The 23,322-nt window shown below is 63.5% G+C and carries 23 protein-coding genes; 12 read left to right on the plus strand and 11 right to left on the minus strand.

Annotation, left to right across the window (positions count from 1 at the left end; translation table 11 throughout):
• Positions 1 to 156: 156 nt before the first annotated feature.
• The 5 genes from NKI46_RS13355 to NKI46_RS13375 all read left to right on the plus strand — a co-directional run bounded on the left by NKI46_RS13355 (position 157) and on the right by NKI46_RS13375 (position 4,960).
• Positions 157 to 840, plus strand: a complete 684-nt coding sequence (locus NKI46_RS13355; protein ID WP_023739909.1) for a M15 family metallopeptidase — start codon at positions 157 to 159, stop codon at positions 838 to 840.
• A gap of 230 nt (positions 841 to 1,070) precedes the next feature.
• Entirely contained in the window at positions 1,071 to 2,099 is a 1,029-nt protein-coding gene (locus tag NKI46_RS13360; RefSeq protein WP_023673082.1) for a sulfate ABC transporter substrate-binding protein, read from the plus strand.
• A gap of 18 nt (positions 2,100 to 2,117) precedes the next feature.
• A complete protein-coding gene (cysT, locus tag NKI46_RS13365) occupies positions 2,118 to 2,969 on the plus strand; it encodes a sulfate ABC transporter permease subunit CysT (protein WP_023739910.1) in 852 nt (283 codons plus the stop codon).
• Positions 2,962 to 3,846: a sulfate ABC transporter permease subunit CysW gene (cysW, locus tag NKI46_RS13370; protein WP_023690809.1), complete on the plus strand. Its 885-nt coding sequence runs from the start codon at positions 2,962 to 2,964 to the stop codon at positions 3,844 to 3,846. Before cysT ends, cysW begins: the two co-directional genes overlap by 8 nt.
• Before the next feature lie 73 nt (positions 3,847 to 3,919).
• Positions 3,920 to 4,960: a sulfate/molybdate ABC transporter ATP-binding protein gene (locus tag NKI46_RS13375; RefSeq protein WP_023739911.1), complete on the plus strand. Its 1,041-nt coding sequence runs from the start codon at positions 3,920 to 3,922 to the stop codon at positions 4,958 to 4,960.
• Between the two features lie 7 nt (positions 4,961 to 4,967).
• Here NKI46_RS13375 and NKI46_RS13380 read toward each other — a convergent pair whose 3' ends face one another.
• Together NKI46_RS13380 and NKI46_RS13385 are read right to left on the minus strand one after the other, a co-directional pair.
• A complete protein-coding gene (locus NKI46_RS13380; RefSeq protein WP_023739912.1) occupies positions 4,968 to 5,366 on the minus strand; it encodes a type II toxin-antitoxin system VapC family toxin in 399 nt (132 codons plus the stop codon).
• Positions 5,366 to 5,635, minus strand: a complete 270-nt coding sequence (locus NKI46_RS13385; protein ID WP_023739913.1) for an AbrB/MazE/SpoVT family DNA-binding domain-containing protein — start codon at positions 5,633 to 5,635, stop codon at positions 5,366 to 5,368. Before NKI46_RS13385 ends, NKI46_RS13380 begins: the two co-directional genes overlap by 1 nt.
• A gap of 228 nt (positions 5,636 to 5,863) precedes the next feature.
• Between NKI46_RS13385 and NKI46_RS13390 the strand changes: the two genes are divergently transcribed.
• Together NKI46_RS13390 and NKI46_RS13395 are read left to right on the plus strand one after the other, a co-directional pair.
• Complete coding sequence (locus NKI46_RS13390) at positions 5,864 to 6,847, plus strand: sulfate ABC transporter substrate-binding protein (RefSeq protein WP_023673076.1); 984 nt, start codon at positions 5,864 to 5,866, stop codon at positions 6,845 to 6,847.
• A 261-nt stretch (positions 6,848 to 7,108) separates the two neighbouring features.
• Positions 7,109 to 7,558 (plus strand): RrF2 family transcriptional regulator, encoded by a 450-nt coding sequence (locus tag NKI46_RS13395; protein ID WP_023673075.1) that lies wholly within the window; start codon positions 7,109 to 7,111, stop codon positions 7,556 to 7,558.
• A gap of 63 nt (positions 7,559 to 7,621) precedes the next feature.
• Here the strand turns inward: NKI46_RS13395 and NKI46_RS13400 are convergent, their stop codons facing one another.
• Positions 7,622 to 9,163, minus strand: a complete 1,542-nt coding sequence (locus NKI46_RS13400) for an acyl--CoA ligase (protein ID WP_502896813.1) — start codon at positions 9,161 to 9,163, stop codon at positions 7,622 to 7,624.
• 113 nt (positions 9,164 to 9,276) lie between these two features.
• On the opposite strand from NKI46_RS13400, the gene NKI46_RS13405 reads away from it, so the two are divergent.
• Positions 9,277 to 10,422 (plus strand): hypothetical protein, encoded by a 1,146-nt coding sequence (locus tag NKI46_RS13405; RefSeq protein ID WP_352746565.1) that lies wholly within the window; start codon positions 9,277 to 9,279, stop codon positions 10,420 to 10,422.
• Here NKI46_RS13405 and NKI46_RS13410 read toward each other — a convergent pair.
• From NKI46_RS13410 to NKI46_RS13440, 7 genes are all read right to left on the minus strand, one after another.
• Positions 10,417 to 10,971: a gluconokinase gene (locus NKI46_RS13410; protein ID WP_352746568.1), complete on the minus strand. Its 555-nt coding sequence runs from the start codon at positions 10,969 to 10,971 to the stop codon at positions 10,417 to 10,419. The genes NKI46_RS13405 and NKI46_RS13410 overlap by 6 nt on opposite strands.
• A 2-nt stretch (positions 10,972 to 10,973) precedes the next feature.
• Positions 10,974 to 11,960, minus strand: coding sequence for an ABC transporter permease (locus tag NKI46_RS13415; RefSeq protein WP_023673071.1), 987 nt, complete (start codon positions 11,958 to 11,960; stop codon positions 10,974 to 10,976).
• Positions 11,957 to 12,937 carry an ABC transporter permease gene (locus tag NKI46_RS13420; protein WP_023725417.1) on the minus strand — a complete coding sequence of 327 codons (981 nt, stop codon included), beginning with the start codon at positions 12,935 to 12,937 and terminating at the stop codon, positions 11,957 to 11,959. The genes NKI46_RS13415 and NKI46_RS13420 overlap by 4 nt, the downstream gene beginning before the upstream one ends.
• Positions 12,934 to 14,496: a sugar ABC transporter ATP-binding protein gene (locus tag NKI46_RS13425; RefSeq protein WP_023733122.1), complete on the minus strand. Its 1,563-nt coding sequence runs from the start codon at positions 14,494 to 14,496 to the stop codon at positions 12,934 to 12,936. The genes NKI46_RS13420 and NKI46_RS13425 overlap by 4 nt, the downstream gene beginning before the upstream one ends.
• A gap of 94 nt (positions 14,497 to 14,590) precedes the next feature.
• Positions 14,591 to 15,715, minus strand: a complete 1,125-nt coding sequence (locus NKI46_RS13430) for a sugar ABC transporter substrate-binding protein (protein ID WP_023705611.1) — start codon at positions 15,713 to 15,715, stop codon at positions 14,591 to 14,593.
• Between the two features lie 325 nt (positions 15,716 to 16,040).
• Positions 16,041 to 17,069 carry an HTH-type transcriptional regulator GntR gene (gene gntR / locus NKI46_RS13435; protein WP_023746968.1) on the minus strand — a complete coding sequence of 343 codons (1,029 nt, stop codon included), beginning with the start codon at positions 17,067 to 17,069 and terminating at the stop codon, positions 16,041 to 16,043.
• A gap of 155 nt (positions 17,070 to 17,224) precedes the next feature.
• Entirely contained in the window at positions 17,225 to 18,397 is a 1,173-nt protein-coding gene (locus tag NKI46_RS13440) for an MFS transporter (RefSeq protein WP_050588883.1), read from the minus strand.
• A 231-nt stretch (positions 18,398 to 18,628) separates the two neighbouring features.
• Here NKI46_RS13440 and NKI46_RS13445 point away from each other — a divergent pair, with 231 nt between their 5' ends.
• The 4 genes from NKI46_RS13445 to mocR all read left to right on the plus strand — a co-directional run bounded on the left by NKI46_RS13445 (position 18,629) and on the right by mocR (position 21,925).
• Positions 18,629 to 18,916, plus strand: a complete 288-nt coding sequence (locus tag NKI46_RS13445; protein WP_023673065.1) for a DUF3175 domain-containing protein — start codon at positions 18,629 to 18,631, stop codon at positions 18,914 to 18,916.
• 208 nt (positions 18,917 to 19,124) lie between these two features.
• Positions 19,125 to 20,036, plus strand: coding sequence for a myo-inosose-2 dehydratase (gene iolE, locus NKI46_RS13450; protein WP_023673064.1), 912 nt, complete (start codon positions 19,125 to 19,127; stop codon positions 20,034 to 20,036).
• A gap of 214 nt (positions 20,037 to 20,250) precedes the next feature.
• Entirely contained in the window at positions 20,251 to 20,457 is a 207-nt protein-coding gene (locus NKI46_RS13455; protein WP_023673063.1) for a LacI family DNA-binding transcriptional regulator, read from the plus strand.
• A 1-nt stretch (position 20,458) separates the two neighbouring features.
• On the plus strand, positions 20,459 to 21,925 hold the full coding sequence (gene mocR / locus NKI46_RS13460; RefSeq protein ID WP_023673062.1) for a rhizopine catabolism transcriptional regulator MocR: 1,467 nt from the start codon (positions 20,459 to 20,461) through the stop codon (positions 21,923 to 21,925).
• 19 nt (positions 21,926 to 21,944) lie between these two features.
• On the opposite strand, the gene NKI46_RS13465 is transcribed toward mocR, so the two are convergent.
• Positions 21,945 to 23,189, minus strand: a complete 1,245-nt coding sequence (locus tag NKI46_RS13465) for a DegT/DnrJ/EryC1/StrS family aminotransferase (RefSeq protein WP_023673061.1) — start codon at positions 23,187 to 23,189, stop codon at positions 21,945 to 21,947.
• Positions 23,190 to 23,322: the final 133 nt, after the last annotated feature.

Genomic DNA, 23,322 nt, shown 5'->3' on the forward strand with positions numbered 1-23,322 from the left:
CCCTCCCGCCCCCCCCCCTGTGGTCGGGGGGGGGGCGCCCCCCCCCCCCGCCCCCCCCCCCCCCCCCCCCGCCCCCCCCCCCCCCCCCCCCCCCCCCCCCCCCACGAGGGGGGTGTGCCGAAGCGCTTGCATCGAGGATTGGCCTTAGCCCTATCCATGTTCGTTTCGACTTGCTCCCCCGCCTCCGCCGATCCCCTGCCCGCCGGCTTTGTCCGCCTGGCCGATGTCGATCCCTCGATCCGCCAGGACATCCGCTATGCCGGCCTGGAAAATTTCCTGCATCGCAAGGCCGATGGCTACGACGCCCCAATCTGCATCCTCACGAAGCAAGCTGCGCAAGCGCTGTCCGGTGTCCAGAAAGCGCTCGCCGCCGATGGCCTGACGCTGGTCGTCTTCGACTGCTACCGCCCGGCCCGCGCCGTTGCCGACATGGGCAAATGGACCAGAGAGGGCGGCCCGCCCGATCCGCAATGGTACCCTCAGGTGCAGCGCGGCGACCTCATCGCCAAGGGCTATATCGGCGAATTGTCCACCCATTCGCGCGGCTCGACCGTCGATATCGCCATCGCCCGCAGCGACGGCAAGAACAAGTCATCCGCCGCTTGCGGCGCGGCCGGCGCCGGCACGCTCGATTTCGGCACCAGCTTCGACTGTTTCGACCCGGCAAGCGAAACCGCACATCGCCCATTGGCGGCAGAAGCGGCGGCAAACCGCAAAAGGCTGCTCGACGCCATGCGCGCCGGCGGCTTCAAGAATTATGCGCGAGAGTGGTGGCACTACACGCTTCGGGATGAGCCGTTTCCAAAGCTGCGCTTCGATTTTCCTATCACTGCGGGCTGAACCGCCCGGTGCTACACCGAGCCTTCCCTCGCTCGGCCTTGCTTCTGCGGTGTCAGCTCCTAGATAGCGTCAAACCGGCCGGATTTGGGTTAGACCAATATGAGGAAAATATTTCCTTCCGAAACCTAATATCGGCGAAAATTTCCTTCGAGTGGACAAAAAAGGCAACGTTGAATGCATCTAATTTCTATCAATTCGATAGAGTTCAGCCGTCATCAACGGAGGCGGGAATGACCAAACCTCATTTCAAGAAACTGCTCGGCGCACTGGTCGCCACATCGATCCAGTTCGGCACGCTCGGTTTCGCGTTTGCCGATACGACCATTCTGAACGTGTCCTACGACCCGACACGCGAACTCTACAAGGCCTATGACGAAGCCTTCGTCGCACACTGGAAGGCCGAGACCGGCGAGACGGTCACCATCCAGCAATCGCATGGCGGATCGGGCGCCCAGGCCCGCGCCGTGATCGACGGCCTCGATGCCGATGTGGTCACGCTGGCGCTCGAAGGCGACATCAACGCCATCGTCACCAAGTCGAAGAAGATCAATCCGGACTGGCGCAAGAAATTCGAAAACAATTCGGCGCCTTACACCTCGACCATCATCTTCCTGGTCCGCAAGGGCAACCCGAAGGGCATCCACGACTGGAGCGATCTGGTCAAGGACGGCGTCCAGGTGATCACGCCGAACCCCAAGACCTCCGGCGGTGCGCGCTGGAACTACCTTGCCGCCTGGGCCTATGCCAACGCCAATGATGGCGGCGACGAAGCCAAGAACAAGGAATTCGTCGGCAAGCTCTACGCCAATGCTCCGGTGCTCGACACCGGTGCACGCGGCTCGACGGTCACCTTCGCGCAAAAGGGCATCGGCGACGTGCTGATCGGCTGGGAAAACGACGCCTATCTGGCGCTCAATGAATTCGGAGCCGACAATTTCGAGATCGTCTATCCCCCGACCTCGATCCTGGCCGAGCCGCCGGTGGCGATCGTCGACGCCAATGTCGATGCCAAGGGCACCCGCAAGGTCGCCGAAGCCTATCTCGGCTGGCTCTATTCCAAGGAAGCCCAGACGATCATCGCCAAGAACCACTATCGTCCGGCCAAGCCCGAGTTGGTGGATGCGGCTGACATTCCGAAGACGCCCGAAATCAAGCTGATCTCCATCGACGATCCGCTTTTTGGCGGCTGGAAGAAGGCACAGCCTTATCATTTCGGCGATGGTGGTATATTCGACCAGATCTACAAGCCGGCCCAGTAGGATTTAGATCAGGACGACATGACCATAGCACCCGCCAAGGCGGGGTGGCGATTCAGACAGCCGAGTGTCATTCCGGGTTTCGGATTGACGCTCGGCTTCTCGCTTGCCTACCTCACGCTCATCATCCTCATCCCCCTGTCGGGCCTGATCTGGCGCTCGGCAGCCCTCGGCTGGACCGATTTCTGGGCGATCGTCACCGACCGCCGGACCATCAACGCACTCGAAATCAGCTTCGGCACAGCCTTCATCGCAGCCGCCGTCAACGTCGTCTTCGGCACGCTCGTCGCCTGGGTGCTGGTGCGCTACCGTTTCCCCGGCCGCCGCGTCGTCGACGCCATGGTCGACCTGCCCTTCGCGCTGCCGACGGCAGTAGCCGGCATTGCGCTGACCACGCTCTATGCGCCCAATGGCTGGATCGGCCATCTCCTGGCGCCGCTCGGCATCAAGGTCGCCTACACGCCGCTCGGCATCGTCGTGGCGCTCGTCTTCATCGGCCTGCCCTTTGTCGTGCGCACGGTGCAGCCGATCATGGAGGAGATCGACAAGGAAGTGGAGGAGGCTGCCGCGACGCTCGGCGCCAACCGCTTCCAGATCATCACCCGCATCCTGTTTCCGGGCTTGGCGCCGGCCATCATCACCGGCTTTTCGCTCGCCTTCGCGCGCGGGGTCGGCGAATACGGCTCGGTCATATTCATCGCCGGCAACCTTCCCTACAAGTCGGAGATCGCACCGCTTCTGATCGTCATCCGGCTCGAGGAGTACAATTATCCGGCGGCCACCGCGATCGCGGCGATCATGCTTTTGCTGTCGTTCGTGATGCTGCTGGTCATCAACCTGGCGCAGTCATGGAGTCGCAAGCGCTATGGCTGACCCCGAGATCAAATCCTACGAACCGCATCACGAGAGCCGGTCGGCGGCGGTGACTGAAAGCCGGCCGGTGCGGCTGCTGCTGATGGCGGTGGCCTTCGCCTTCCTCGCCATCTTCCTGCTGCTGCCGCTGATCATCGTCTTCCACGAGGCGCTGGCGAAAGGCATTGGCGCCTACACGGAATCGCTCTCCAATCCCGATACGCGCTCGGCGATCCGGCTGACGCTGCTGGTGGCGGTGATCGCCGTTCCGCTCAACGTCGTCTTCGGCATTTCGGCTGCCTGGGCGATCGCCAAGTTCGAGTTCAAGGGCAAGGCTTTTCTAACCACGCTGATCGACCTGCCCTTCTCGGTCTCGCCGGTCATTTCCGGCCTGGTCTATGTGCTTTTGTTTGGCGCTCAGGGACTGTTCGGTGAATGGCTGAAGGCGCACGGCATCCAGATCTTGTTCGCCGTGCCCGGCATCGTGCTCGCGACCATCTTCGTCACCTTCCCCTTCGTTGCCCGCGAACTGATCCCGCTGATGCAGGAACAGGGCAACGGCGACGAGGAAGCCGCGCTCTCTCTGGGCGCCAATGGCTGGCAGACCTTCTGGTACGTGACGCTGCCCAACGTCAAATGGGGATTGCTCTACGGCGTGCTTTTATGCAACGCCCGCTCGATGGGCGAATTCGGCGCGGTCTCGGTCGTGTCGGGCCACATACGCGGGCTGACCAACACCATGCCGTTGCATGTCGAAATCCTCTACAACGAGTACAACGCCGTCGGCGCTTTTGCCGTCGCTTCGCTGCTTGCCGGCCTGGCGCTGGTCACGCTGGTCTTGAAAACACTTCTAGAGATGCGCTACGGCGCCGAGATCGCCGCGACGCGCGGGCACTGACTAAATGCATGTCGCCCAAGACTGGGAACCGGTTTTGCGACAACGACATGCACCAAATTACTGAGGGATCTACATGGAAGTTCGCGTTGCCAACGTACGCAAGGAGTTTGACCGGTTTCCGGCCCTCCATGACGTATCGCTTGACATCAAGTCGGGTGAGCTGATCGCGCTGCTTGGGCCATCCGGCTCCGGCAAGACGACGCTGCTGAGGCTTATCGCCGGCCTGGAGCGGCCGACGCGCGGAAAGATCTTCTTCGGCGACGAGGACGCCTCGCACCGCTCGATCCAGGAGCGCAATGTCGGCTTCGTCTTCCAGCACTATGCGCTCTTCCGGCACATGACGGTCGCCGACAATATAGGCTTCGGCCTCAAGGTCCGGCATGGACCGTCGCGACCACCGGCGGCCGAAATCCGCCGACGCGCCTCCGAACTGCTCGATCTCGTTCAGCTTTCCGGCCTGGAAAAGCGCTATCCGGCGCAACTTTCCGGTGGCCAGCGCCAGCGCGTGGCGCTGGCGCGCGCCATGGCCATCGAGCCCAAGGTGCTGTTGCTCGACGAGCCGTTCGGCGCCCTCGATGCGCAGGTGCGCCGGGAACTCCGCCGCTGGCTGCGCGAAATCCATGACCGCACCGGCCACACCACCGTCTTTGTCACCCACGACCAGGAAGAGGCGCTCGAGCTTGCCGACCGCGTCGTGGTGATGAGCCAGGGCCGCATCGAGCAGGTCGGCTCCGCCGACGAGATCTACGACACGCCGAACTCGCCCTTCGTCTACTCCTTCATCGGTGAATCGAGCATGCTGCCGGTCAAGGTTGAGAATGGCGAGATCTGGCTCGCCGACCGTCCGATCGGCGTGTCGGCGCCGCACGCACCCGAGGGCGATGCGACGCTGTACTTCCGCCCGCACGATATCGAACTGCTCGACGGCTGCAGCGGCTGCATCGCCGGCACGGTCGCCGCCAGCCGCCGCGTCGCCGGCACAAGACGCGTCGAACTGGAAATCGGCGGCGAGCGCCAGCGGGTCGAGATCGAACTGCCTGTGGACCATCCTGCGGCGCAGAAGAGCCGGGTGGCGTTCAGGCCGCGGCGCTGGAAGCTTTTCCCGGCGACCTGAGCCGGCGCTATTCCAGCCAGTTCTCGACCTTCAGGCCCTTGATCCGGCTGAACTCACCGGTGTTGGCCGTAACCAGCGTCGTCCCCAGCGCGCAGGCGTGGGCAGCAATGAAAAGGTCATTATGGCCGATGACCTGGCCCCTTACTTCCAGTTCGGCACGAACCGTGCCGTATTCGGCATCCACCGGCACATCGAGCGGCAGCACAGGTAACTCGGCGAGCAATTGCTCGACCTTGGCGAGCAGCTTGGCCGATCCCTTGCGGGCGCAGCCATAACGCAGCTCCGAGGCGACAACGATGCTGGTGCACAGGGCACCGTCTCCCGCGCGAACCGCCGTACTGGCAGCCTTGCCGGCAGGGTTTCGGATCATGTCGCTGAGAATGTTGGTGTCCAGCATGAACCGCATCAAAAGATATCCTCAGGCCCCACGGGCGCATCATGGATCTCGGGAAAGTCGTCTTCAGGACCAAGCGGCGGCTCTTTCGCCCATTGGGTGAGCAAGGCGGTGAGGCCTGGTTTACGGACTGGCTCGATAACCAGGCGATCGCCGTCGCGGCTGATGAGGACTTTTTCGCCGGGAAGCTCGAACTCGACGGGAATGCGCACCGCCTGGCTGCGGTTGTTGCGGAAGAGCTTCGCCTCTCTCGGCGGCGTTGAATGGCGGTGTTGCGGCATCACGATGCATCCTTGTATATGCCAAATGTATATGCCACAGCGGCAAGATGCAATCATTTTGCATGGCGTTGGAAGGAAATCCTACCAATCGGCTGTTTCGGCAACGCTTTTTCTCATCGTCGAATGGCGAACCCGGCGCGCATGTCTGTCCGCGCTGGACATGGTCCTATTATGTTGGCGCATTATATCGATGCATCGACAAACGGCCTTCTCAAGGAGCTCCTTTTCATGAAGCGTTTTTTGCTCAGCGTAGCCGCCGCCGGCCTGATCCTCGCCTCTTCGCAGGCTTGGTCGGCCGACAAATTGCTCAACGCTTCCTATGATGTCGGCCGCGAATTGTTCGCTCAGGTGAACAAGGCTTTCGTCGCCGGCCATCCGGGCGTCACCGTCGACCAGTCGCACGCCGGCACCTCGGCGCAGGCGCGCGCCATTGCCGAAGGCCTCGGCGCCGATGTCATCACCTTCAACCAGGTCACCGACATCGACTTTCTGGTCAAGAAAGGCCTCGTCTCCGCCGACTGGCAGAAGGATTTCCCCGACAACGCCTCGCCCTTCTATTCGCTCCCATCCTTTCTCGTCCGCGCCGGCAACCCCAAGCACATCAAGGACTGGGACGACCTCGTGCGCGACGACGTGCAGGTGATCTTCCCCAACCCCAAGACCTCGGGCAATGCGCGCTACACCTATCTGGCCGCAACCGCCTACGCCAAGGAAGCCTTCAAGGGCGACGACGCCAAGGTGAAGGAGTTCGTCACCAAGCTGTTCAACAACGTGCCGATCTTCGACACCGGCGGGCGCGCCGCCACCACCACCTTCGTGCAACGCGAGATCGGCGACGTGCTGATCACCTTCGAGTCGGAAACGCGCGGCATCCGCAAGGAGTATGGCAACGACAAGTTCGAACAGGTCACGCCAACGGTCAGCCTGCTCGCCGAATTCCCGGTGGCGATCGTCGACAAGGTCGCCGACGAGCACGGCAGCCGTGACCTCGCCAAGACCTATCTCGATTTCCTCTACACGCCCGAGGGCCAGACCATCGCGGCTGAAAATGGCCTGCGCGCCCGCAACGCTGAAGTCGCGGCAAAATACAAGGCCGACTTCCCCGATGTCCGCCTGCTGACGGTGGAAGACGTCTTTGGCGGCTGGGACAAGGTACAGAAGGAGCACTTCGCCGCCGGCGGTCTGCTCGACCAGACCTATGGCAGCCGCTGATATCAGCAGCGTTCGACCTCACCTCACAAGAATGCCGGCGCTTTGCCGGCTTTTTCGTTTTCGCGCGCCGACAAACGGCTTTCATGCGGAATCTGTCGCGATCGGCGAAAAACGTTACAAAGAATCAACGCCTTTGTGCCTAACGTCTCAACCGGGCGGCTTGTTCTACGCGAAACCGGGTTGTTCAGGCGAAACGTCATGATTTGCACACAAACAACCGCCAGATGCGGGTGGTTGGGGTTTTCATGAACTGAACCGGGCATGCTTACCAAAAAAGGCAAATACGGCCTCAAGGCCCTCGTGCATCTTTCCGGCCTGCCGGTCGGCCAGCTTGCATTCGTCAACGACATCGCGATCGCCAACAACATCCCGAAGAAATTTCTGGATGCCATTCTGGGCGAGCTGCGCAATGCCGGCTTCGTCCTCAGCCGCAAGGGCAAGGAAGGCGGTTATCGCCTCGCCCGGCCGGCTTCCGAAATCAAGATCGGCCACGTCGTGCGCGTGCTGGACGGCCCGCTCGCTCCCATACCCTGCGCCAGCCGCACGCAATACCAGCGCTGCGAGGATTGCGACGAGGCGACCTGCCAGGTCCGGCACATGATGCTGGAAGTGCGCCAGGCGATCGCCGAAGTGCTGGACAATCGCAGCCTCGCCGCCATGCGCGACGCCGACAATGATGATTTTCCGGTCGAGCTGACGTCGCAGATTTAAATTAGAGCATGGTCCCGAAAAGTGCGAACCGGTTCGGACAAGATCATGCTCAAATGAGAGTCCTCAGACCAGGCCGAGCTTGCCGGCCAGGCCGACGCGCTGGATTTTGCCGGTGGGACCCTTGGGTATCTCCTGGAGAAACAGGATGTGGCGCGGCACCTTGAACTCGACGATCCGGCTGCGCGCGAAATCGCGTATCTGCTCGGCATCGGCGGTGGCGCCCTCGGCCAGCACGATGGCCGCACCCACCTCTTCGCCGAGCATGGCGTGCGGCACGGCGAAGGTCACCGCCTGCGCCACCAGAGGATGATCGAGCAGGACATTGTCGACTTCGAGCGGCGAGATCTTTTCGCCGCCGCGATTGATGATCTCCTTCAGCCGCCCGGTGATCTTCAGATCGCCATCCTCGTCGATCAGGCCCTGGTCGCCGGTGCGGAACCAGCCTTCGCTGAAGGCAGCTTCATTGGCCACCGGATTGTTGAGATAGCCATCATGGATGTTGGCGCCGCGCACCGCGATCTCGCCCTTTTCACCCGCCGGAAGGATCGTCCCCTTGTCGTCCAGGATCGTCACCTGCGGACCCGCAGGCAGGCCGACCGAGCCTGGCTTGCGGCGCGCAGGCGGCAGGCCGTTGGATGTCATCTGGTGCGCCGCCTCGGTCATGCCATAGGCCTCGACCACCGGACAGCCGAAGACGCGCTCGAGGTCGCGGAACACGGTGTCCGGAAGTGCGGCCGAAGACGAGCGGATGAAGCGCAACCTCGCAGCCGCGATGGTTTCGCCATTGCGGGCGGCGCGCGCCAGGATCGCCTGATGCATGGTCGGCACCGCGCTGTACCAGCTCGGCCTGAAGTCGCCCAGCCAGCCGTAGAATTTGAGCGGGTTGAAGCCCGGCGTGCAGACAATAGCGCCGCCGACTGCCAGCTGTGCGCTGAGCGCCGCCATCAGCCCGTGAATGTGGAACAGCGGCATCACGTTGAGACAGATATCGTCTGCCGAAAGCGCCAGGGTGCGGGCGATGTTGGCCATTGATGCCTGCAGATTGCGCTGCCGCAAGCCGACGATCTTCGGCCGCGCCGTGGTTCCCGATGTGTGCAGGACAAGCGCGAAATCGTCCGGCCCGTTGAGCTGCATATCGTCGAGGCGAGCCTCACTGGCAGCCTCCACCTCGGCGTCGCCCGCCAGGAGAAACTCGCCGGCCTTGGCGCCGTCAGTCACGACGACGTCGAGCACCGCAATGCCGAGCCCCTTTGCGGCGTTGCGCGCGGCATCGCCCATGCCTTGTCCGCACAGCAGCAGCTTCACATCGAGATCGCCGAGATAGAAGCGGAATTCGTCTTCGCCGTAAGCCGGATTGAGCGGCGCCGCCGTCGCCAACGCCGAGACCGCCAGGAAACAGGCCGCCATTTCCGGGCCGTTGGGCAAGACGATGCCGACGGCCGTGCCGCGGGCAACGCCACGCCTGGCGAGATCGCCGCAGAGCTTGTCGACAAGATTGGCGAGGCCGGCAAAGCTCAGGGACGGCCGGTCCGGCGCCATCAGCGCCACCGCAGCCGGCCGCCAGGGCGCCAGTTGGGGAAGTGCTACCGATAGGGCCTGTTTCAAGTTCGAACCCTGAATGGCGTTCACCATGGCCTTGCCGGCGCCGATTGCGCGCCCGTGGCAGACGCAGTAAAGCGATTTCCGGACGCACGCAAGAACAGGTGGACACCGATCGGATGAGGCTGCCGTGGTTGGGAAAATCCCGGAAAGCCGACCGGACACAATCTTCCGCCGTCATTTATCATACGGAAATCATCGCCGACATCCTGGTGCCCGAACGCGCCGAGCATGTCCGCTTCTTCAGCCGCAAGCAGGTCCGCGCCGGCAAGTTGCGCACCTTCAACAACAGGGATTTCCGCGAGCTGCTGCTGGCCGCCTTCTATCTCGGGGTCGCGGCATTGCTGCCGGTCAATTGGTGGGCCGCGATCTGCAGTCGCATATCGGGGCTGCGCCTCAAGCGCCATATCCGCAAGGATTTCGTGCGCTACGCCGCCGCGACGCGCGCCGTGCTCGGCAATGGCATCGATGCGCAAAGGCAGTTCAGGGCCTTGCTCTGCGCCAACCACCGCCGGCGTTTGCTGCTTGCCGCGCATCTCATCGGCCGCCGCTGGTCACCTGATATCCGGCTGGAGGGCCTGGAAGGCCTGCAAGCGGCGCTGAAGCGCGGCCACGGCGCTATCATCTGGTGCGATCAGTTCACGGCACAGACCATCATCGGCAAACGCGCTCTCCATGAGGCCGGTATCGAGACACACCAGCTCAGCGTCAGGGCTCACGGCATATCCGATTCGACCTTCGGCTTGCGCTTCCTGAACCCGCCGATGGTTCGGGTCGAGAACCGTTTCCTGAAAAGCCGGATCGTGTTCGACCGCAGCGACGCCTACCAGGTCACCGGCCGGATCCACAAGATCCTTGGCAACAACGGCGTCGTATTGGTGACCAACACCGTGCATGCCGGCTCGACATTCACCGAAGTCGGCCTTGGCGAGAGCGGCTGGACTCACCTCGCCTCGGCGCCGACGAATTTCGCTGCCAGAGGCAAGGCGGCGCTGTTTTCCATGTCGACCTTCGAGACCGATCCGTTCCGCCAATACCGCGCCGTCCTAAGTCCCGAACTGGTGCCGGCCCCGGCAGAGGCCGGCGAGCGCGCGGCCAGAGCCGGCGCCAAGAACATGGCGCTGCAGGCCGAGTACATATTGCTCAAGCGCGACCGCTTGCTGGAGGCGCTGAAACTTTATCCCGAGCAAATGATGGTCTGGTCCGGCGCCGACCGGTTCACCGAACGGCCGGAAACCGCCTTGCCCGACGAGGGTGGTTCATGATTTTGCGCCGGCCAGCAGGCTGGCAACGGCGGTGACGATCTCAGCCACTGGAAGTGTGGCGTCGGCCGTCAGCGCCCGCTCGTCGGCGCCAGGCGGCTCAAGGATGGCGAACTGGCTTTCGACCAGGCTTGCGGGCATGAAATGGCCCTTGCGGTTGGCGACACGCTGCTTGGCGGTTGCGGGATCGATCTTCAGATAGATGAAATCGATATCCCGGCGGAAGCCACGCAGACGATCGCGGTAGCTGCGCTTCAGCGCCGAGCAGGCGGCAACCACGCTTTGGCCGCTGCCGGTCAGGTCGGCGATCCGCTCGCCGATGGCATCGAGCCAGCCCTCACGCAGTTGATCTGTGAGCGGCTCGCCGCTCGCCATGCGGGCGACGTTTTCGGGTGGGTGCAGCCTGTCGCATTCGACAAAGACGGCCCCTTCCTCTGCTGCCAATGCTTTGCCGACAGCCGATTTTCCGCAGCCGGCGACGCCCATCACCACAATGGCCCGAGGCACTGAGCCGGTAGCGCCCATTGGCGCCTTTGCGGTCTTTTCGTCCACGGTCAGCGGCTTGCCGGCGCGCGGCCGTAGAGCAGGAGCATGGCAACGATGACCAAGCCATAGACGATCTGCCGCCCCGCCTCCGGCATCTGCATGACCGAAAGGATGGACTGCAGGAGCGTGATCAGGATGACACCGGCGACGGTGCCGAGATAGGAGCCGCGGCCACCCAGGATCGAGGTGCCGCCCAGAACCACGGCGGCGATCGACGGCAGGAGATAGGCATCGCCCATCGATTGCGCCGCCTTGGAGGCATAGCCGGCGAGAAGCACTCCGCCAAAGGCGGACAGCCCGCCTGAGATAGCGAAGGCGATCATCACCACGCGCCTTGTATCGATGCCGGAGAGATAGGCGGCACGCTCGCGGTTGCCGATGCCGTAGACGGTGCGGCCGAAGCTGGTGCGGGACAGCACGAACACCATCGCAGCGCCAATCAGCGCCCAGATGATGACGGCGTTAGGTACGCCAGGAATGGTGAAACCTGTCGCAAGATAGCGCATGGCGCCGGTGGCCGAATCCTGTGGCGAGTAGCCGCCGGTATAAACGACCATGAGCCCCTGAGCGACAGCGTTGGTGGCGAGCGTGATGATCATCGAGGGTATGCGCAAATAGGCGACGCCAAAGCCGTTGACGATGCCGATCAGCACCCCGCAGAAGATGCCGAACGGGATGGCCAGCGCCACACCGATCGGGCCATAGGCCGCGGCCGCACACGCCATCATCGCGCCCGCCGCCACCGCCCACGGCACAGACAGGTCGATCTGGCCTAGCAGGATGACCAGCATCATGCCTGTGGCGATGACGCCGAGGAACGAGGCCACCTTGAGCTGCTGCAAGAGATATTCAGGCGACAGAAAGCTCCTGGAATAGAGGCTGCCTAGGAACAGCAACAGCACGATGCAGGCGAAGGCCGTCAGCACCGCCGGATCGGCGCGGCGGATGAATTTCGGCATGCGGCCGGCGATACCGCCCAATGTCGTTTCGCTCACAGGAACCACTCCAGCCGGTTGCGGACCCGAAACAGCGCAAAGGCGCCAAGGCTGACCGCGACCAGCAGGATAACGCCCTGGAACAGCGGCTGCCATAGCGGATCGAAATCGAAAACGAACAACAGGTCGCCGATGGTGCGGAAGGCCAGCGCGCCGAAGATGGCGCCGATGGCGCTGCCCTTGCCGCCAAACAGCGAGACGCCGCCCAGCACCACCGCGGCGATCGAAAACAGCGTATAGGCGTTGCCGCTGGCATAGGCTGCATCGCCGGTATAGGTGAAGAAGGTCAGGAACAGTCCGCCGATCGCGGCCAACAGGCCTGCGAGCGCGTAGGCAGCGAACTTGCCGCGCCTTATCGGCACACCGGACATGTAGGCCGCCGTCTCCGACGAGCCGGCCGCATAAGCCGCCCGCCCGAGCACCGAGCGGCTGAACGGTACCCAGACCACGAGCACGACGGCGAGCAGCACGACCAGGCTCGCCGGCATCACGCCGAACAGGCGTCCGGTCAGCGCGTCGGCGAGACCTTCGTTGACCGAACCGCCGGGAAACGGCCTGAGCAGCAGCGCGATGCCGAAATAGACCGCACCCGTGGCGATCGTGGCGACGATCGGCTGCAGGCGGCCGTAGATGACGATGGCGCCGTTGATCGCCCCGCAAAGGAGCCCGGTGCCGAGCACGGCGATGACGCCGAAAGCGGTCTCGAGGCCGGTGCCGATGACCAGCCAGGAGGCGAGGCAATTGGTCAGCGTGAAGATCATGCCGACGGAGAGGTCGATGCCGGCGGTGATCACGACCAGTGTCTGCGCCATGGCGACGAAGGCGAGCAGCACGCCCTTGTTGGACGCTGTCTGCACGACATTGGCGGTGAAGCCCGCCGGATGGTTCGAGGTGTAGATGACGAACATGACAATGAATATGCCGAGTGCCATCAGTGTTCCGCGCTGCTCGGCCAGCCAGTAGCGCCACTCTTTCACGCGTCCGCTCCCTGTCTTGCGCCGGCATCGTCTCTCGCGCCGTCATCGCCGTGGATGTTGAGCGCGCTTGCAATGAGCGCCCGCTCGGTGATCTCGGCCCCGACCAGCTCGCGCTTGACCGCGCCGTCATAGAGCACCAGCACGCGGTCGCAGCAGCCGATCAGTTCGTCATAGTCGGTCGAATAGAACAGGATCGCCGCCCCCGCATCCGCCAGCTTGCGCATCAGTTGATAGAGTTCCTGCTTGGTGCCGACGTCGATGCCGCGCGTCGGATCGTTGAGCAGGATGATACGCGGCTGGCGCATCAGCCATTTGGCGATGACCACCTTCTGCTGGTTGCCCCCCGACAGCGCACCGACCGGAATGTCGAGGCCGGCCGTCTTGATCGCCAGCAGCCCGACCATGTCGTCGATCAGCCGCTGTTCGGCGGCGCGGTCGATGATGCCGGCCTTGGACAGCCGGTCTAGGGCGGCAAAGGAGAGGTTCTCGCGCACCGTCATCGGCAGCATCAAGCCTTCGGTCTTGCGGTCCTCCGGGATCAGCGCCATGCCGATGCGGTCGTCGCGCGCCGCTTGCGGGCTGGCGATCGAAACCGGCTTGCCATCGATAAGGATCTGGCCGCCGAGGCCGCGCAGCACACCGAAAAAGGCAAGCAGCAATTCGCGTTGGCCCTGGCCGTCCAGGCCGCCAAGGCCGACGACCTCGCCTGCCCCGACCGTCAGCGAGACATTGTCCAGCCGGTCCGTCCAGGACAGCTTGCGCGCCTCCAGCACGGGAACGGCGGCGGCTGCGGTGCGCGCGGGTTTCGGCGGGAAAATATGGCTGTATTCGCGCCCGATCATCAGTTCGACGACTTCGTTGTCGCTCTTTGTGCCTGCCTTGTAGCTGGCGACATTGCGGCCGTTGCGAAACACCGTGCAGTGGTCGGCAAGCTCGGCGATCTCGTTCATGCGGTGTGAAATGTAAAGCAGCGCCAGCCCTTCCGAGCGCAATCGCTTGAGCACGCTGAATATCCTGGCGACGTCCGTCGCGGTCAGGGCCGAGGTCGCCTCGTCGAGGATCAGGATGCGCGGCTTCCTGGCCAATGCCTTGGCGATCTCGACCATCTGTCTTCTTGAAAGCGGAAGATCCTTGACCAGCGCCAATGGATGGATGTCGGCCGCACCTGCGCGTGCCAGCGCATCCTCGGCAATGCGGCGCTGCGCCTTGCGGTCGATCATGCCGAAACGCTTCGGCGGATCGGAGATGACGATGTTGTCGGCAACGCTGAGTTCGGGAACCAGCGACAGCTCCTGGAAGATGCAGACGATGCCGGACTTGTTTGCAGCAGCAGGCGAAGCGAACGTCACCTCGCTGCCGTTCAGCATCATGCGGCCTTCGTCGGGCGCGACGACGCCCGCCATGACCTTGATCAGCGTCGATTTGCCGGCGCCGTTTTCGCCGAGAATGGCGTGGATGCTACCGGACGAGACCGAAAGCTCGGCCTTTTCCAGCGCCCGCACGCCACCATAGCGCTTGGATATGCCTTCCATCCGGAAGAGCGGAACCGCACCGTCCATCGGCCCTCCCGAGGCAGTTTGACTTCAAGGGATATCGAGTGGCCGGCGCCGCGGAGATCCCGCGGCGCCGGATATGCCGCCTATTGGTCAGCCCCTATTGGTCAGCTTTGGTCTGGCCCATAATTTCCTGCGCGGTGAAATTGATGCCGCAGGTCGGGAAGGAATTGCCGACGAAGAAATTGTCGGACTGGTCGGGGAAGAAATCCTGACCGGCCTTGAAGTTCGGATCCTCGACGATCGCCAGTGGCAGTTTCACTGCTTGCGGAACGACGTTGCCTTCGAGCGCGGCAATCGCCGTCTTGATGGCGACCGCGACCTGCGCCGGACCGGTGCCGGCCGATGAGCATTTCAGCCCGTCGCCGGCATGTGCCGCGCAGAACTTGCGGAAACCGTTCTCGGTCTCCCCGCCGAACGGCACGAAAGCATGCTTGGCATCGATCATCGCCTGCACGATGCCGGTGTCGCCGCCTTGCCCGGTGATTCCGTCGAACGGACCGTTGGTGGCAATGGCGTCGGCCGTGGCCTTCTGCGCCACGCCGTCGTCCCATTTGCCGACCACCTCGGTGACCTCCCATTTCTTGCCGGAGGCATCGAGCGCTTCATGGATTCCGTTGTGACGGTCGGTGTCGACGGAAGTCCCGGCAACGCCGCGCACTTCGAGCACCTTGCCGCCATTCGGCACATGGCCGACCAGCCATTTGCCCCACAATTCGCCAAGGCCCTTCTGGTCGACATTGACGTTGATGGCGTCCTTGGTATCGAGAATATTGTCGAAGGCGACGAGGATGACGCCAGCTTCCTTGGCGCGCTTGATGACCGGCCCGAAAGCGGTCGGGTTCTGGGCATTGACGACGATCGCGTCATAGCCGGAATCGATGAAGTTGTTGATCGCCGAAATCTGAGCCGGCACGTCCTCGCCGGTCGAGACGACCTTGAATTCCTTCAGTTTCGCGGCGACCTCCGGCTGGGCCGCATAGGCCTTGGCGGTCTGCACCATCTGGATGCGCCAGGTGTTGGCGATATAGCCATTGGCGAGCGCGATGCGGTATGGGCCGTCTTTCTTGGGGAACTTGAAGAACTGCGTATCGGCCGCCCAGGGCGCAAAGCAATCCGGCTCAGCCGACGGGCCCTTGACAACTTCCGGGTCGGCCATGGCCGACGAACTCAGCATGACGAATGCAGTGGCGGCAACGATGCCACCAACAAGTGACTTGATCATCGATATTCCTCCCAGTTGTAGTTTTATTTGCTGCTGCTTATTAATTTGATGCTGTTTGTCGTGGTGTGTTTTCCACGCCTGCCGAAGGCCCTCCAGCCTGGCCGGCGCCACGTCTCAAGGGCCCGAAGCCGGCCCGATCCCCTCCCCCTCGCCGCTTCACAGGCGAGAAACGAAACTAGCATATTATACATAATAAACAAGCATGAGCTGTTGCTTATGTATAATAAACAGGGGCGGCCTTTCATCAAAACGTCTGCCCGACGAAAATGGTAGCGCTACCATGACGTTGTGTAAAGCACCATTTGTTGAGGCAGCCAAAGCGTGTTCAGCGTGCGGTGCTCTCGCGGGGCTTGAGTTCGAAACCGAGATCGACGACCCGCTGCTCAGGCCTTCGTCCTGCGATCGCCGCCAGCGCCATGGCGACAGACCGACGGCCGATTTCATAGCGAGGGGTGCGGATACTGGTGAGCGGCGGGAACGCCGCCTGCATCATTTCGAGGTCGTTGAAGCCGACAATGCCGATTGTTTTCGGCACGTTGAGCGCGGCGCTATGGCATTCGAACAAAACGCCGAGCGCGATGTCGTCATTGTTGCAGAAGACGCCGTCGAGCGCCGGCATCTTGGCCAGCGCATCGCGAAGCAGCTCGCGGCCGAGCGTCACGCTGGACAGTAGCGGCGTGGTGGTGACCAGCCGGGGGTCGAACAGGCCGGCCTTCTCCATTGCCGCGCGATAGCCGGCAAGCCGCCGCTGCGAGCGCGGGTCCATGCGTGCGCCGATGAAGCCGATCCGCCGGTAGCCGGCCTCGATCAGATGCTCGGTCGCGGTGCGGCCACCGTCAAAATGCGAGAAGCCGACCAGCATGTCGACCGGATCGGACCCGGTCTCCATCACCTGCACCACCGGGCAGCCCGCGCTCTCCAGCAGTTTTCGCGAGGTCGGCGTCTGGTCGATGCCGGCCACGATCAGCGCCGCCGGGCGCTGCGGTGCGAACACCTGCAGCAGGCGCTCCTCCTCGAGGCCGGAATAATGGGTGTTGCCGAGCTGGACGCGGAACGGGCCGTCCGACAGGCTGTCATAGATGCCGCGCACCACTTCGGCGAAGACGTTGTTGGTCAGCGACGGCACCAGCACGCCGAACACATCGGCGCGCGCCGAGGCCAGCGCCCGTGCATTGGGATCCGGGACATAACCGAGTTCGTCGACGGCGGCCTGGATCTGGCGCCGCAGATCCTGGCTGACGCGTTCCGGTTCGCGCAGCGCCCGCGACACGGTGATGGCCCCGACGCCGGCCTTGCGCGCCACATCTGATAGGGTCGGGCGGCCGCCCCCACGACGCGAGCGCGGCTTGGTCATGGACATCCTCCACGTGCCAGGCCCCGGCCGCTGCGCCCTTGCGAAACCATGTTCAGCTTTTCCACTGCCACCATGCCGGCTGCTGCCGCACCCACTCGCCTGCTGGCGTCGCGCAGCCAATCGCCCTTGTCAAGCAACAGGGCAATCCTGCCTAATTAAGCCATCAGGGCAGCACTGCGTTTTGCTTTCCACAGCAGCAGCCCGATCGCCACTATGTTCAGCAAGTTCCACGCGATCCCGTTGAGGAACGCGGCGGCGTAAGAGCCGGTCAGGTCGTAGATCCAGCCCGACATCCAGCCACCGATCGCCATGCCGAAGATGGTCGCCATCATGACGATGCCGATACGCTGGCCGGCCTCCCTGGCGGGCAGGTATTCGCGCACGATGATGGCATAGCAAGGCACGATGCCGCCTTGCGACAGGCCGAACACCAGCGACACGACGTAGAGCGAGGCAAGCCCGTCGAACGGGATGTAAAACAAAAGCGACAGGCATTGCAGCACGGAACCGATAAGCAGGGTTTTCACGCCGCCGATGCGGTCGGCGACAAAGCCGGAGGCGAGCCGGCTGACGACGCCCGCCGCCATCATGATCGACAGCATGTCGGCGCCATGCGCAATGCCGTAGCCAAGATCCATGCAATAGGCGACGATGTGCACCTGCGGCATCGACATCGCCACGCAGCAGCCGAGACCGGCAACGATCAGCAGCACTTGTAACGCCGCCGGAGACAGCGAAATCGACTGCACTGTCCGGCTTCCGGGTGAACCGGCGGCAGCCGCCGCCGGAGCAGCGCGCCGCAACAACAGCACCAGTGGCACCATGGTGACCAGGCAGAAGACACCGATGCCGGCATAGGTGAAGCGCCAGCCCTCCGCCTTGATCAGCGTCGGCATGATGGTTGGCCAGAGCGCTCCGGCGAGATAGTTGCCAGCCGCCGCCGCCGTAACGGCGACGCCGCGCCGACGGTTGAACCAGTGCGAGATGTCGGCGATCAGCGGCCCGAAGATCACCGATGTGCCGACACCAATCAGCACGCCCTGGGCAAGGGTGAATTGCAGGATAGAGGTCGACAGCGCGGCGAGCAGCAGGCCGGCGGCGAGAGCCACCGAGGATAGCAGTGCCGGGATCCAATACCCCATGCGATCGACCGCGCGGCCAACCAGCACATTGCCGGCGGCGAAGCCGACCATGGTTGCGGTGTAGGGCATCGATGCCGCGGCGCGGTCAACGCCGAACTCGGCCTGCACGGCCGGCAGCACGACGACGACGGCCCACATGCCGACCGCACCGATCGTCGCCAGCAGCATGGAGATGGCAAGCCGCATCCAGGCGTAGCTGCTGTCGATGCCGGGGCTATCCGCCTGATTGGCGACGATCGGGGTCAAGGCGTTTCCTGTTTACGGTCCTGGGAAGTCGACCGTTGTGTCGCCACTATCGGCGCATTCACCGCGACGGGCAGCGCCACAGGGCCATGATCCGTGGCTCCAGCGGCCCGGCGACTTTCTCGGGAACCGGCGGCGGCCTGCTCGAGTTTTTGCGACAGGAAGGAGTTTGTCATGACCGCGAAAAAGAAATGGTCGGCCGAGGTGACCGAGCACAGCGATGCGATGGACCTCGAGGACCACATCTTCGAAGCCGACGACGCCAGGAAGATCGCGGCCTCGCTCAAGCGCTCGGCCGAGCACAGCGACCGCCGCAAGGCCGAGCCGTTTCAGTCGGCCATGTCGATGCTGAATTTCTACATCAACCGCGCCGGCAAGAACCTGCCGCAGGCGCGCCGGAAAGTGCTCGAGGACGCCAAGGACGAACTGCGCGCGGCCTTCGGAAGGCCGCAGCAGGATTAATGCATGTCGCTCAAAAGTGGCGCCGGTTTTGAGACAACGACATGCAAAGACCTAAGCGCGTCGACTTAGTCCGTTCAAACGGGACGCGCTTTAGCGCTCCCGATTGGCTCTACCAAATTCACCTCAACTGGACCTAGTGACAGGTCCTCTTTCCCCTCAGTTTGCCGGCCTCGGCTTTGTGTTTCCCCGAGCCCTTTGAAGTAGCGGCATGACGGTCAAGATCGGCATCAATCCCATCACCTGGAGCAATGACGATGTTCCCGCACTCGGCGGCGATACGCCGCTCGCGACATGCCTGTCGGAAACCAGGCAGGCCGGCTATCGCGGCACCGAACTCGGCGGCAAATTCCCCAGGCGAAGCGACGAGCTTGGACCGATCCTGTCTTCTTACGGACTGGAACTCGTCTCCGGCTGGTATGACGGCCGCATTCTGGACCGCACGGTCGACGAGGAATTCGCCGCCCTCACCTCGCATCTGACCCTGCTGCGCGACCTCGGCGCCAAGGTCGTCGTCTATGCCGACACCTCGCGCGGCCGTCATGACGGCATTTTCGCGCCGATCTCACAGCGTCCGCGCCTCGCTGACGGCGAATGGACCGCCTATGGCGAGAAGCTGACCGAACTCGCCGACCGCATGGCTGCCTTCGGCGTCGGCATGGCTTTCCATCACCATATGGGCACGATCGTCGAGAGCGATGACGAGGTCGACAGGCTGATGGCCGCAACCGGCAAGAGCGTCGGCCTGCTGTTCGATACCGGCCATTGTCTGTTCTCAGGCGGCGACCCGGCCTCCCTCCTGAACCGGCATCTCGACCGCATCGTGCATTTCCATTGCAAGGACGTCCGCGCGGCCGTGCTGGAGAAGGCACGGCGCGAGGACATGAGTTTCATGGCGGCAGTGATGGAAGGAATCTTCACCGTGCCCGGCGATGGCTCCGTCGATTTCCTGTCGCTGCTGCAGCCTCTGGCCAGCCATGGCTTCGAAGGCTGGATCGTCGTCGAGGCCGAGCAGGATCCGGCCAAGGCACACCCCTTGACCTATGCCACGAAAGGTTACGCTTCGCTTCTCAAAACGGCCTGCGCGGCCGGGTTCGACGTGGCAATACGAGACATGGCCTAACCACCGCCGGGGGGCTGGTGGTTGGGCCGGTTGGGCGCGCGCCTCGGTAGGGGTAGCGACGCGAAAGCGCCCGGCGATCCGCGCCGCCGCCCTCCCTTGGCGGCGCGGATCGCACAGTTCTTGGCATCGAAATTTTTGCCCCCGAGTTGCCGGCCCGGCGTTTCCAGCTTGAGGCTGGGGACGAGGCATGCCTTGATGCAGATGGAGGAGCGACATGGCATTCGAGGCGGCACTCGGCATGGAACGGCTTTGCACCATCCGTGAGATCGCCGAGAAGGCGGAACTCGGCGCGGCAACCGTTCACCGCGCGCTGAAGAACAGCCGCGAGGTCCGTCCCGAAACCAGACGGCTGGTGCTGGAGACTGTCTGCCTGCTTAACGAAGAGAAGATCGCCCGCGCCGCCAGGTTGGTCGGAGACTAGCTTGGCCGACCATATGCGCCTTTCCCTCGACATCATGTCGGTCGACCGCGGCTCGGACGAACCGATGCACCGGCAGATCTACGGCGCCTTGCGGCGCTTCATCCTCGACGGCCAGATCCAGCAGAACACGCTGCTTCCTTCGACACGCTCGCTGGCCGAGGATCTCAAGGTCGGCCGCAACACGGTGATCGCCGCCTACGACCAGCTGCTCGCCGAAGGGTTTATAGAGGCGCGCGCCGGGTCCGGCACCTGGGTGGCGCCGATCCAGCAGAAACGCCCGCCGGCCGCGCTGCGCGCCGGCCTCGCCGCCCCGCAAAAACTCTCGCGGCGCGGTCAGACCATCGTCAACGGCCCGCAGCCGCCACGCAATGCCGGCGTCATCAACTTCCATCCGGGCGTGCCGGAATCGGCATCCTTTCCCTTCACCATCTGGTCGAGCCTTCTGGTGCGCAATGCGCGCAGCCGCGATGAGAATTTGCTCGGCTATATCTCCTTTGCCGGCCATCCCGGCCTGCGCCAGGCCATCGCCTCGACCATAAGCCTGTCGCGCGGCATCAATTGCACCGCCGACCAGGTCATCATCGTCACCGGCGCGCAGGCAGCACTCGACCTCGCTTCGCGCGTGCTGATGGACGAAGGCGACCATGTCTGGATGGAGGAGCCCGGCTATCTCGGCGCCAAGAGCGCCTTTCTCGCCAGCGGCGCGCAGCTTGCGCCCTTGAAGGTCGATCGCCTTGGATGGCATCTCGCAGACCCAGAGCTGCCGCCGCCGCGCCTGATCTATGTGACGCCATCCTGCCAGTGGCCGTTCGGCACCATCATGCGCATCGAGGAACGGCTGCAGCTGCTCGACATCGCCGAGCGCCACGGCGCCTGGATCGTCGAGGATGATTATGACGGCGAGTACCGGTACCGTGGCCGGCCGGTACCGGCGCTGCGCGGCCTCGATCACGCCGACCGGGTCGTCTATATCGGCTCCTTCGGCAAGACGCTGATCCCGGCGCTCCGCATCGGCTATCTCATCGTGCCGCGCGAACTGTCGGTCCCCTTCGACCGCGCCGTCTCGATCACCGGCCAGTTCGCGCCGCTGATCCTGCAGGCGACGGTCAACGACTTCATCACGCAAGGCTATTTCGCCACGCATCTGAAGCGTATGCGCCGGCTCTATGCGCGCCGGCAGGCCAATTTCGTAAAACTGTGCCAGGAGCATCTGGCCGAATGGCTGACTGTGACCGAGAACGATTCCGGCATGCAGCTGCTGGCCAGTTTTATCCGACCCTACAAGGACAGCGACGTCGTCGCCGCTGCCGTCAAGGAGGGCCTCGACGTGCAGGGCATCTCGATCAACTACCATTCGAGCGAGCCGGAACACGGCCTGCTGCTCGGCTATGCCGCGATGGACGAACGCCAGATCCTGCGCGCAGTGCTGGCGCTGCGCGCCGCCTTTATGCGACTGGACCGGCAATAAGCCGGTCCAACGCGGCTCTTCAATTCACGCTGTCGAATTTCTGCAGGTCCACCGGTGCTGCCTTGCGCACCTCGACATCGTCCAGCGAGGCATTCTCCAGCGCCACACGGGCCGCCGCATCGATGTTATGGATCATGTCGTCGATGTCGGCGTCGCCATGCGCCGGATTCATCGCGATCATCACCGTGCGGTTGAGGATGTCGAGAGAACCCTTGCCGAGGTCGTCGGCATAGGTCAGCCGCAGGCCCTTGTTTTCCGGCAGCGTGTACGGATTGAGCGCCGGATGATGCGCGCCCTCATGCATCAGCACCTGGTCCCACTGGGTGAAATTGTGGCGGCCGGTCTTGCCGGCAATGACGCTCGGAATGGTCTTCGAAAAAGTCTGCGCCGCCTGTTCGCTGGGCAGCAGATACATTACCTGTGCCGCGCAATCGTCGTCGGGGCTGTTCATCGGCGACGGCGTCAGGCCGAGATTGCCGAGATGGCGCGTGCCGGCCAGCACCTTCTTCTTCTCCGCCCGCATCGCCTCGATGATGCCGTCCAGACGGTCGAGCTGGACATTGAGCATTGCACCCATCAGTTCCGAGGCGCGCGCCCCGATGCCGGCGAACGGCTTGATGCTGTCGCTGCGGCCCTGCCAGTAGAAGTGGCAGGGGTCGATGGCGCAGCGCGCGCGCTCGGCCACTTTCGGATCGCTGGTGGCGATGCCGCCGCCCTCGCCCGACGTGATGTTCTTGAAGTAGTTGAAGGAGTAGGCGCCGGCATGGCCGATGGAGCCGAGCTTCTTGCCCTCATAGCCGCCGCCAATGCCCTGGCAGACATCTTCCAGCACGAGCAGACCGCGTTTTTTAGCGATATCCATGATCGCGTTCATGTTGCAGGCCGCACCCCACATATGCACCGGGATGACCGCCTTGGTGCGCGGGCCGATGGCGTCGCGCAGAGCGGCCGGGTCAATGGTCAGGCTCTCGTCGATGTCGACAATGACCGGAATGGCGCCGACCGACAGCACTGCCGTTGCGGTCGCCATATAGGTGTGCGCCGGCACCAGCACCTCATCGCCCGGGCCGATGCCGAGGCCGATCAGGCCGGCGGCGAGCCCATAGGTGCCGCTGGCGGCCAGCGCAAAATGCTCGACGCCGAGATGCCTGGCATAGCGGGCCTCGAAGCGGTTGCACTCGCTGTTCTCGCCATAGCGAAACAGCGCACCCGAGCGGATCACCCTGGCAATGGCTTCGATCTCTTCTTCGCCGGCAGTGTACATGGCAAGTCTCCACATCGCTGATGGTATGAAAGCAGTACGCCTGCGGCCGCTGTTTGAAAGAACCACTCCGCTGCGATCTGACCAAGCCATCCCGGTTGCTTGATGGCCGGGTTTGACGCCGAATGTGGGCATA

This window comes from Mesorhizobium sp. M0615 (assembly GCF_040320805.1).
Lineage (GTDB): Bacteria > Pseudomonadota > Alphaproteobacteria > Rhizobiales > Rhizobiaceae > Mesorhizobium.

What these genes read in the sequence shown, in the direction of transcription:
- NKI46_RS13390 (WP_023673076.1), top strand. Translation starts at nt 5,864, where the DNA reads ATGAAGCGTTTTTTGCTCAGCGTAGCCGCCGCCGGCCTGATCCTCGCC.
- NKI46_RS13445 (WP_023673065.1), top strand. Translation starts at nt 18,629, where the DNA reads ATGACCGCGAAAAAGAAATGGTCGGCCGAGGTGACCGAGCACAGCGAT.
- NKI46_RS13430 (WP_023705611.1), bottom strand. Translation starts at nt 15,715, where the DNA reads ATGATCAAGTCACTTGTTGGTGGCATCGTTGCCGCCACTGCATTCGTC.
- NKI46_RS13375 (WP_023739911.1), top strand. Translation starts at nt 3,920, where the DNA reads ATGGAAGTTCGCGTTGCCAACGTACGCAAGGAGTTTGACCGGTTTCCG.
- gntR (WP_023746968.1), bottom strand. Translation starts at nt 17,069, where the DNA reads ATGACCAAGCCGCGCTCGCGTCGTGGGGGCGGCCGCCCGACCCTATCA.
- NKI46_RS13425 (WP_023733122.1), bottom strand. Translation starts at nt 14,496, where the DNA reads ATGGACGGTGCGGTTCCGCTCTTCCGGATGGAAGGCATATCCAAGCGC.
- NKI46_RS13440 (WP_050588883.1), bottom strand. Translation starts at nt 18,397, where the DNA reads ATGCGGCTTGCCATCTCCATGCTGCTGGCGACGATCGGTGCGGTCGGC.
- NKI46_RS13385 (WP_023739913.1), bottom strand. Translation starts at nt 5,635, where the DNA reads ATGCCGCAACACCGCCATTCAACGCCGCCGAGAGAGGCGAAGCTCTTC.
- NKI46_RS13360 (WP_023673082.1), top strand. Translation starts at nt 1,071, where the DNA reads ATGACCAAACCTCATTTCAAGAAACTGCTCGGCGCACTGGTCGCCACA.
- NKI46_RS13405 (WP_352746565.1), top strand. Translation starts at nt 9,277, where the DNA reads ATGAGGCTGCCGTGGTTGGGAAAATCCCGGAAAGCCGACCGGACACAA.
- NKI46_RS13395 (WP_023673075.1), top strand. Translation starts at nt 7,109, where the DNA reads ATGCTTACCAAAAAAGGCAAATACGGCCTCAAGGCCCTCGTGCATCTT.
- NKI46_RS13380 (WP_023739912.1), bottom strand. Translation starts at nt 5,366, where the DNA reads ATGCGGTTCATGCTGGACACCAACATTCTCAGCGACATGATCCGAAAC.
- cysT (WP_023739910.1), top strand. Translation starts at nt 2,118, where the DNA reads ATGACCATAGCACCCGCCAAGGCGGGGTGGCGATTCAGACAGCCGAGT.
- cysW (WP_023690809.1), top strand. Translation starts at nt 2,962, where the DNA reads ATGGCTGACCCCGAGATCAAATCCTACGAACCGCATCACGAGAGCCGG.
- NKI46_RS13465 (WP_023673061.1), bottom strand. Translation starts at nt 23,189, where the DNA reads ATGTACACTGCCGGCGAAGAAGAGATCGAAGCCATTGCCAGGGTGATC.
- NKI46_RS13455 (WP_023673063.1), top strand. Translation starts at nt 20,251, where the DNA reads ATGGCATTCGAGGCGGCACTCGGCATGGAACGGCTTTGCACCATCCGT.
- NKI46_RS13355 (WP_023739909.1), top strand. Translation starts at nt 157, where the DNA reads ATGTTCGTTTCGACTTGCTCCCCCGCCTCCGCCGATCCCCTGCCCGCC.
- iolE (WP_023673064.1), top strand. Translation starts at nt 19,125, where the DNA reads ATGACGGTCAAGATCGGCATCAATCCCATCACCTGGAGCAATGACGAT.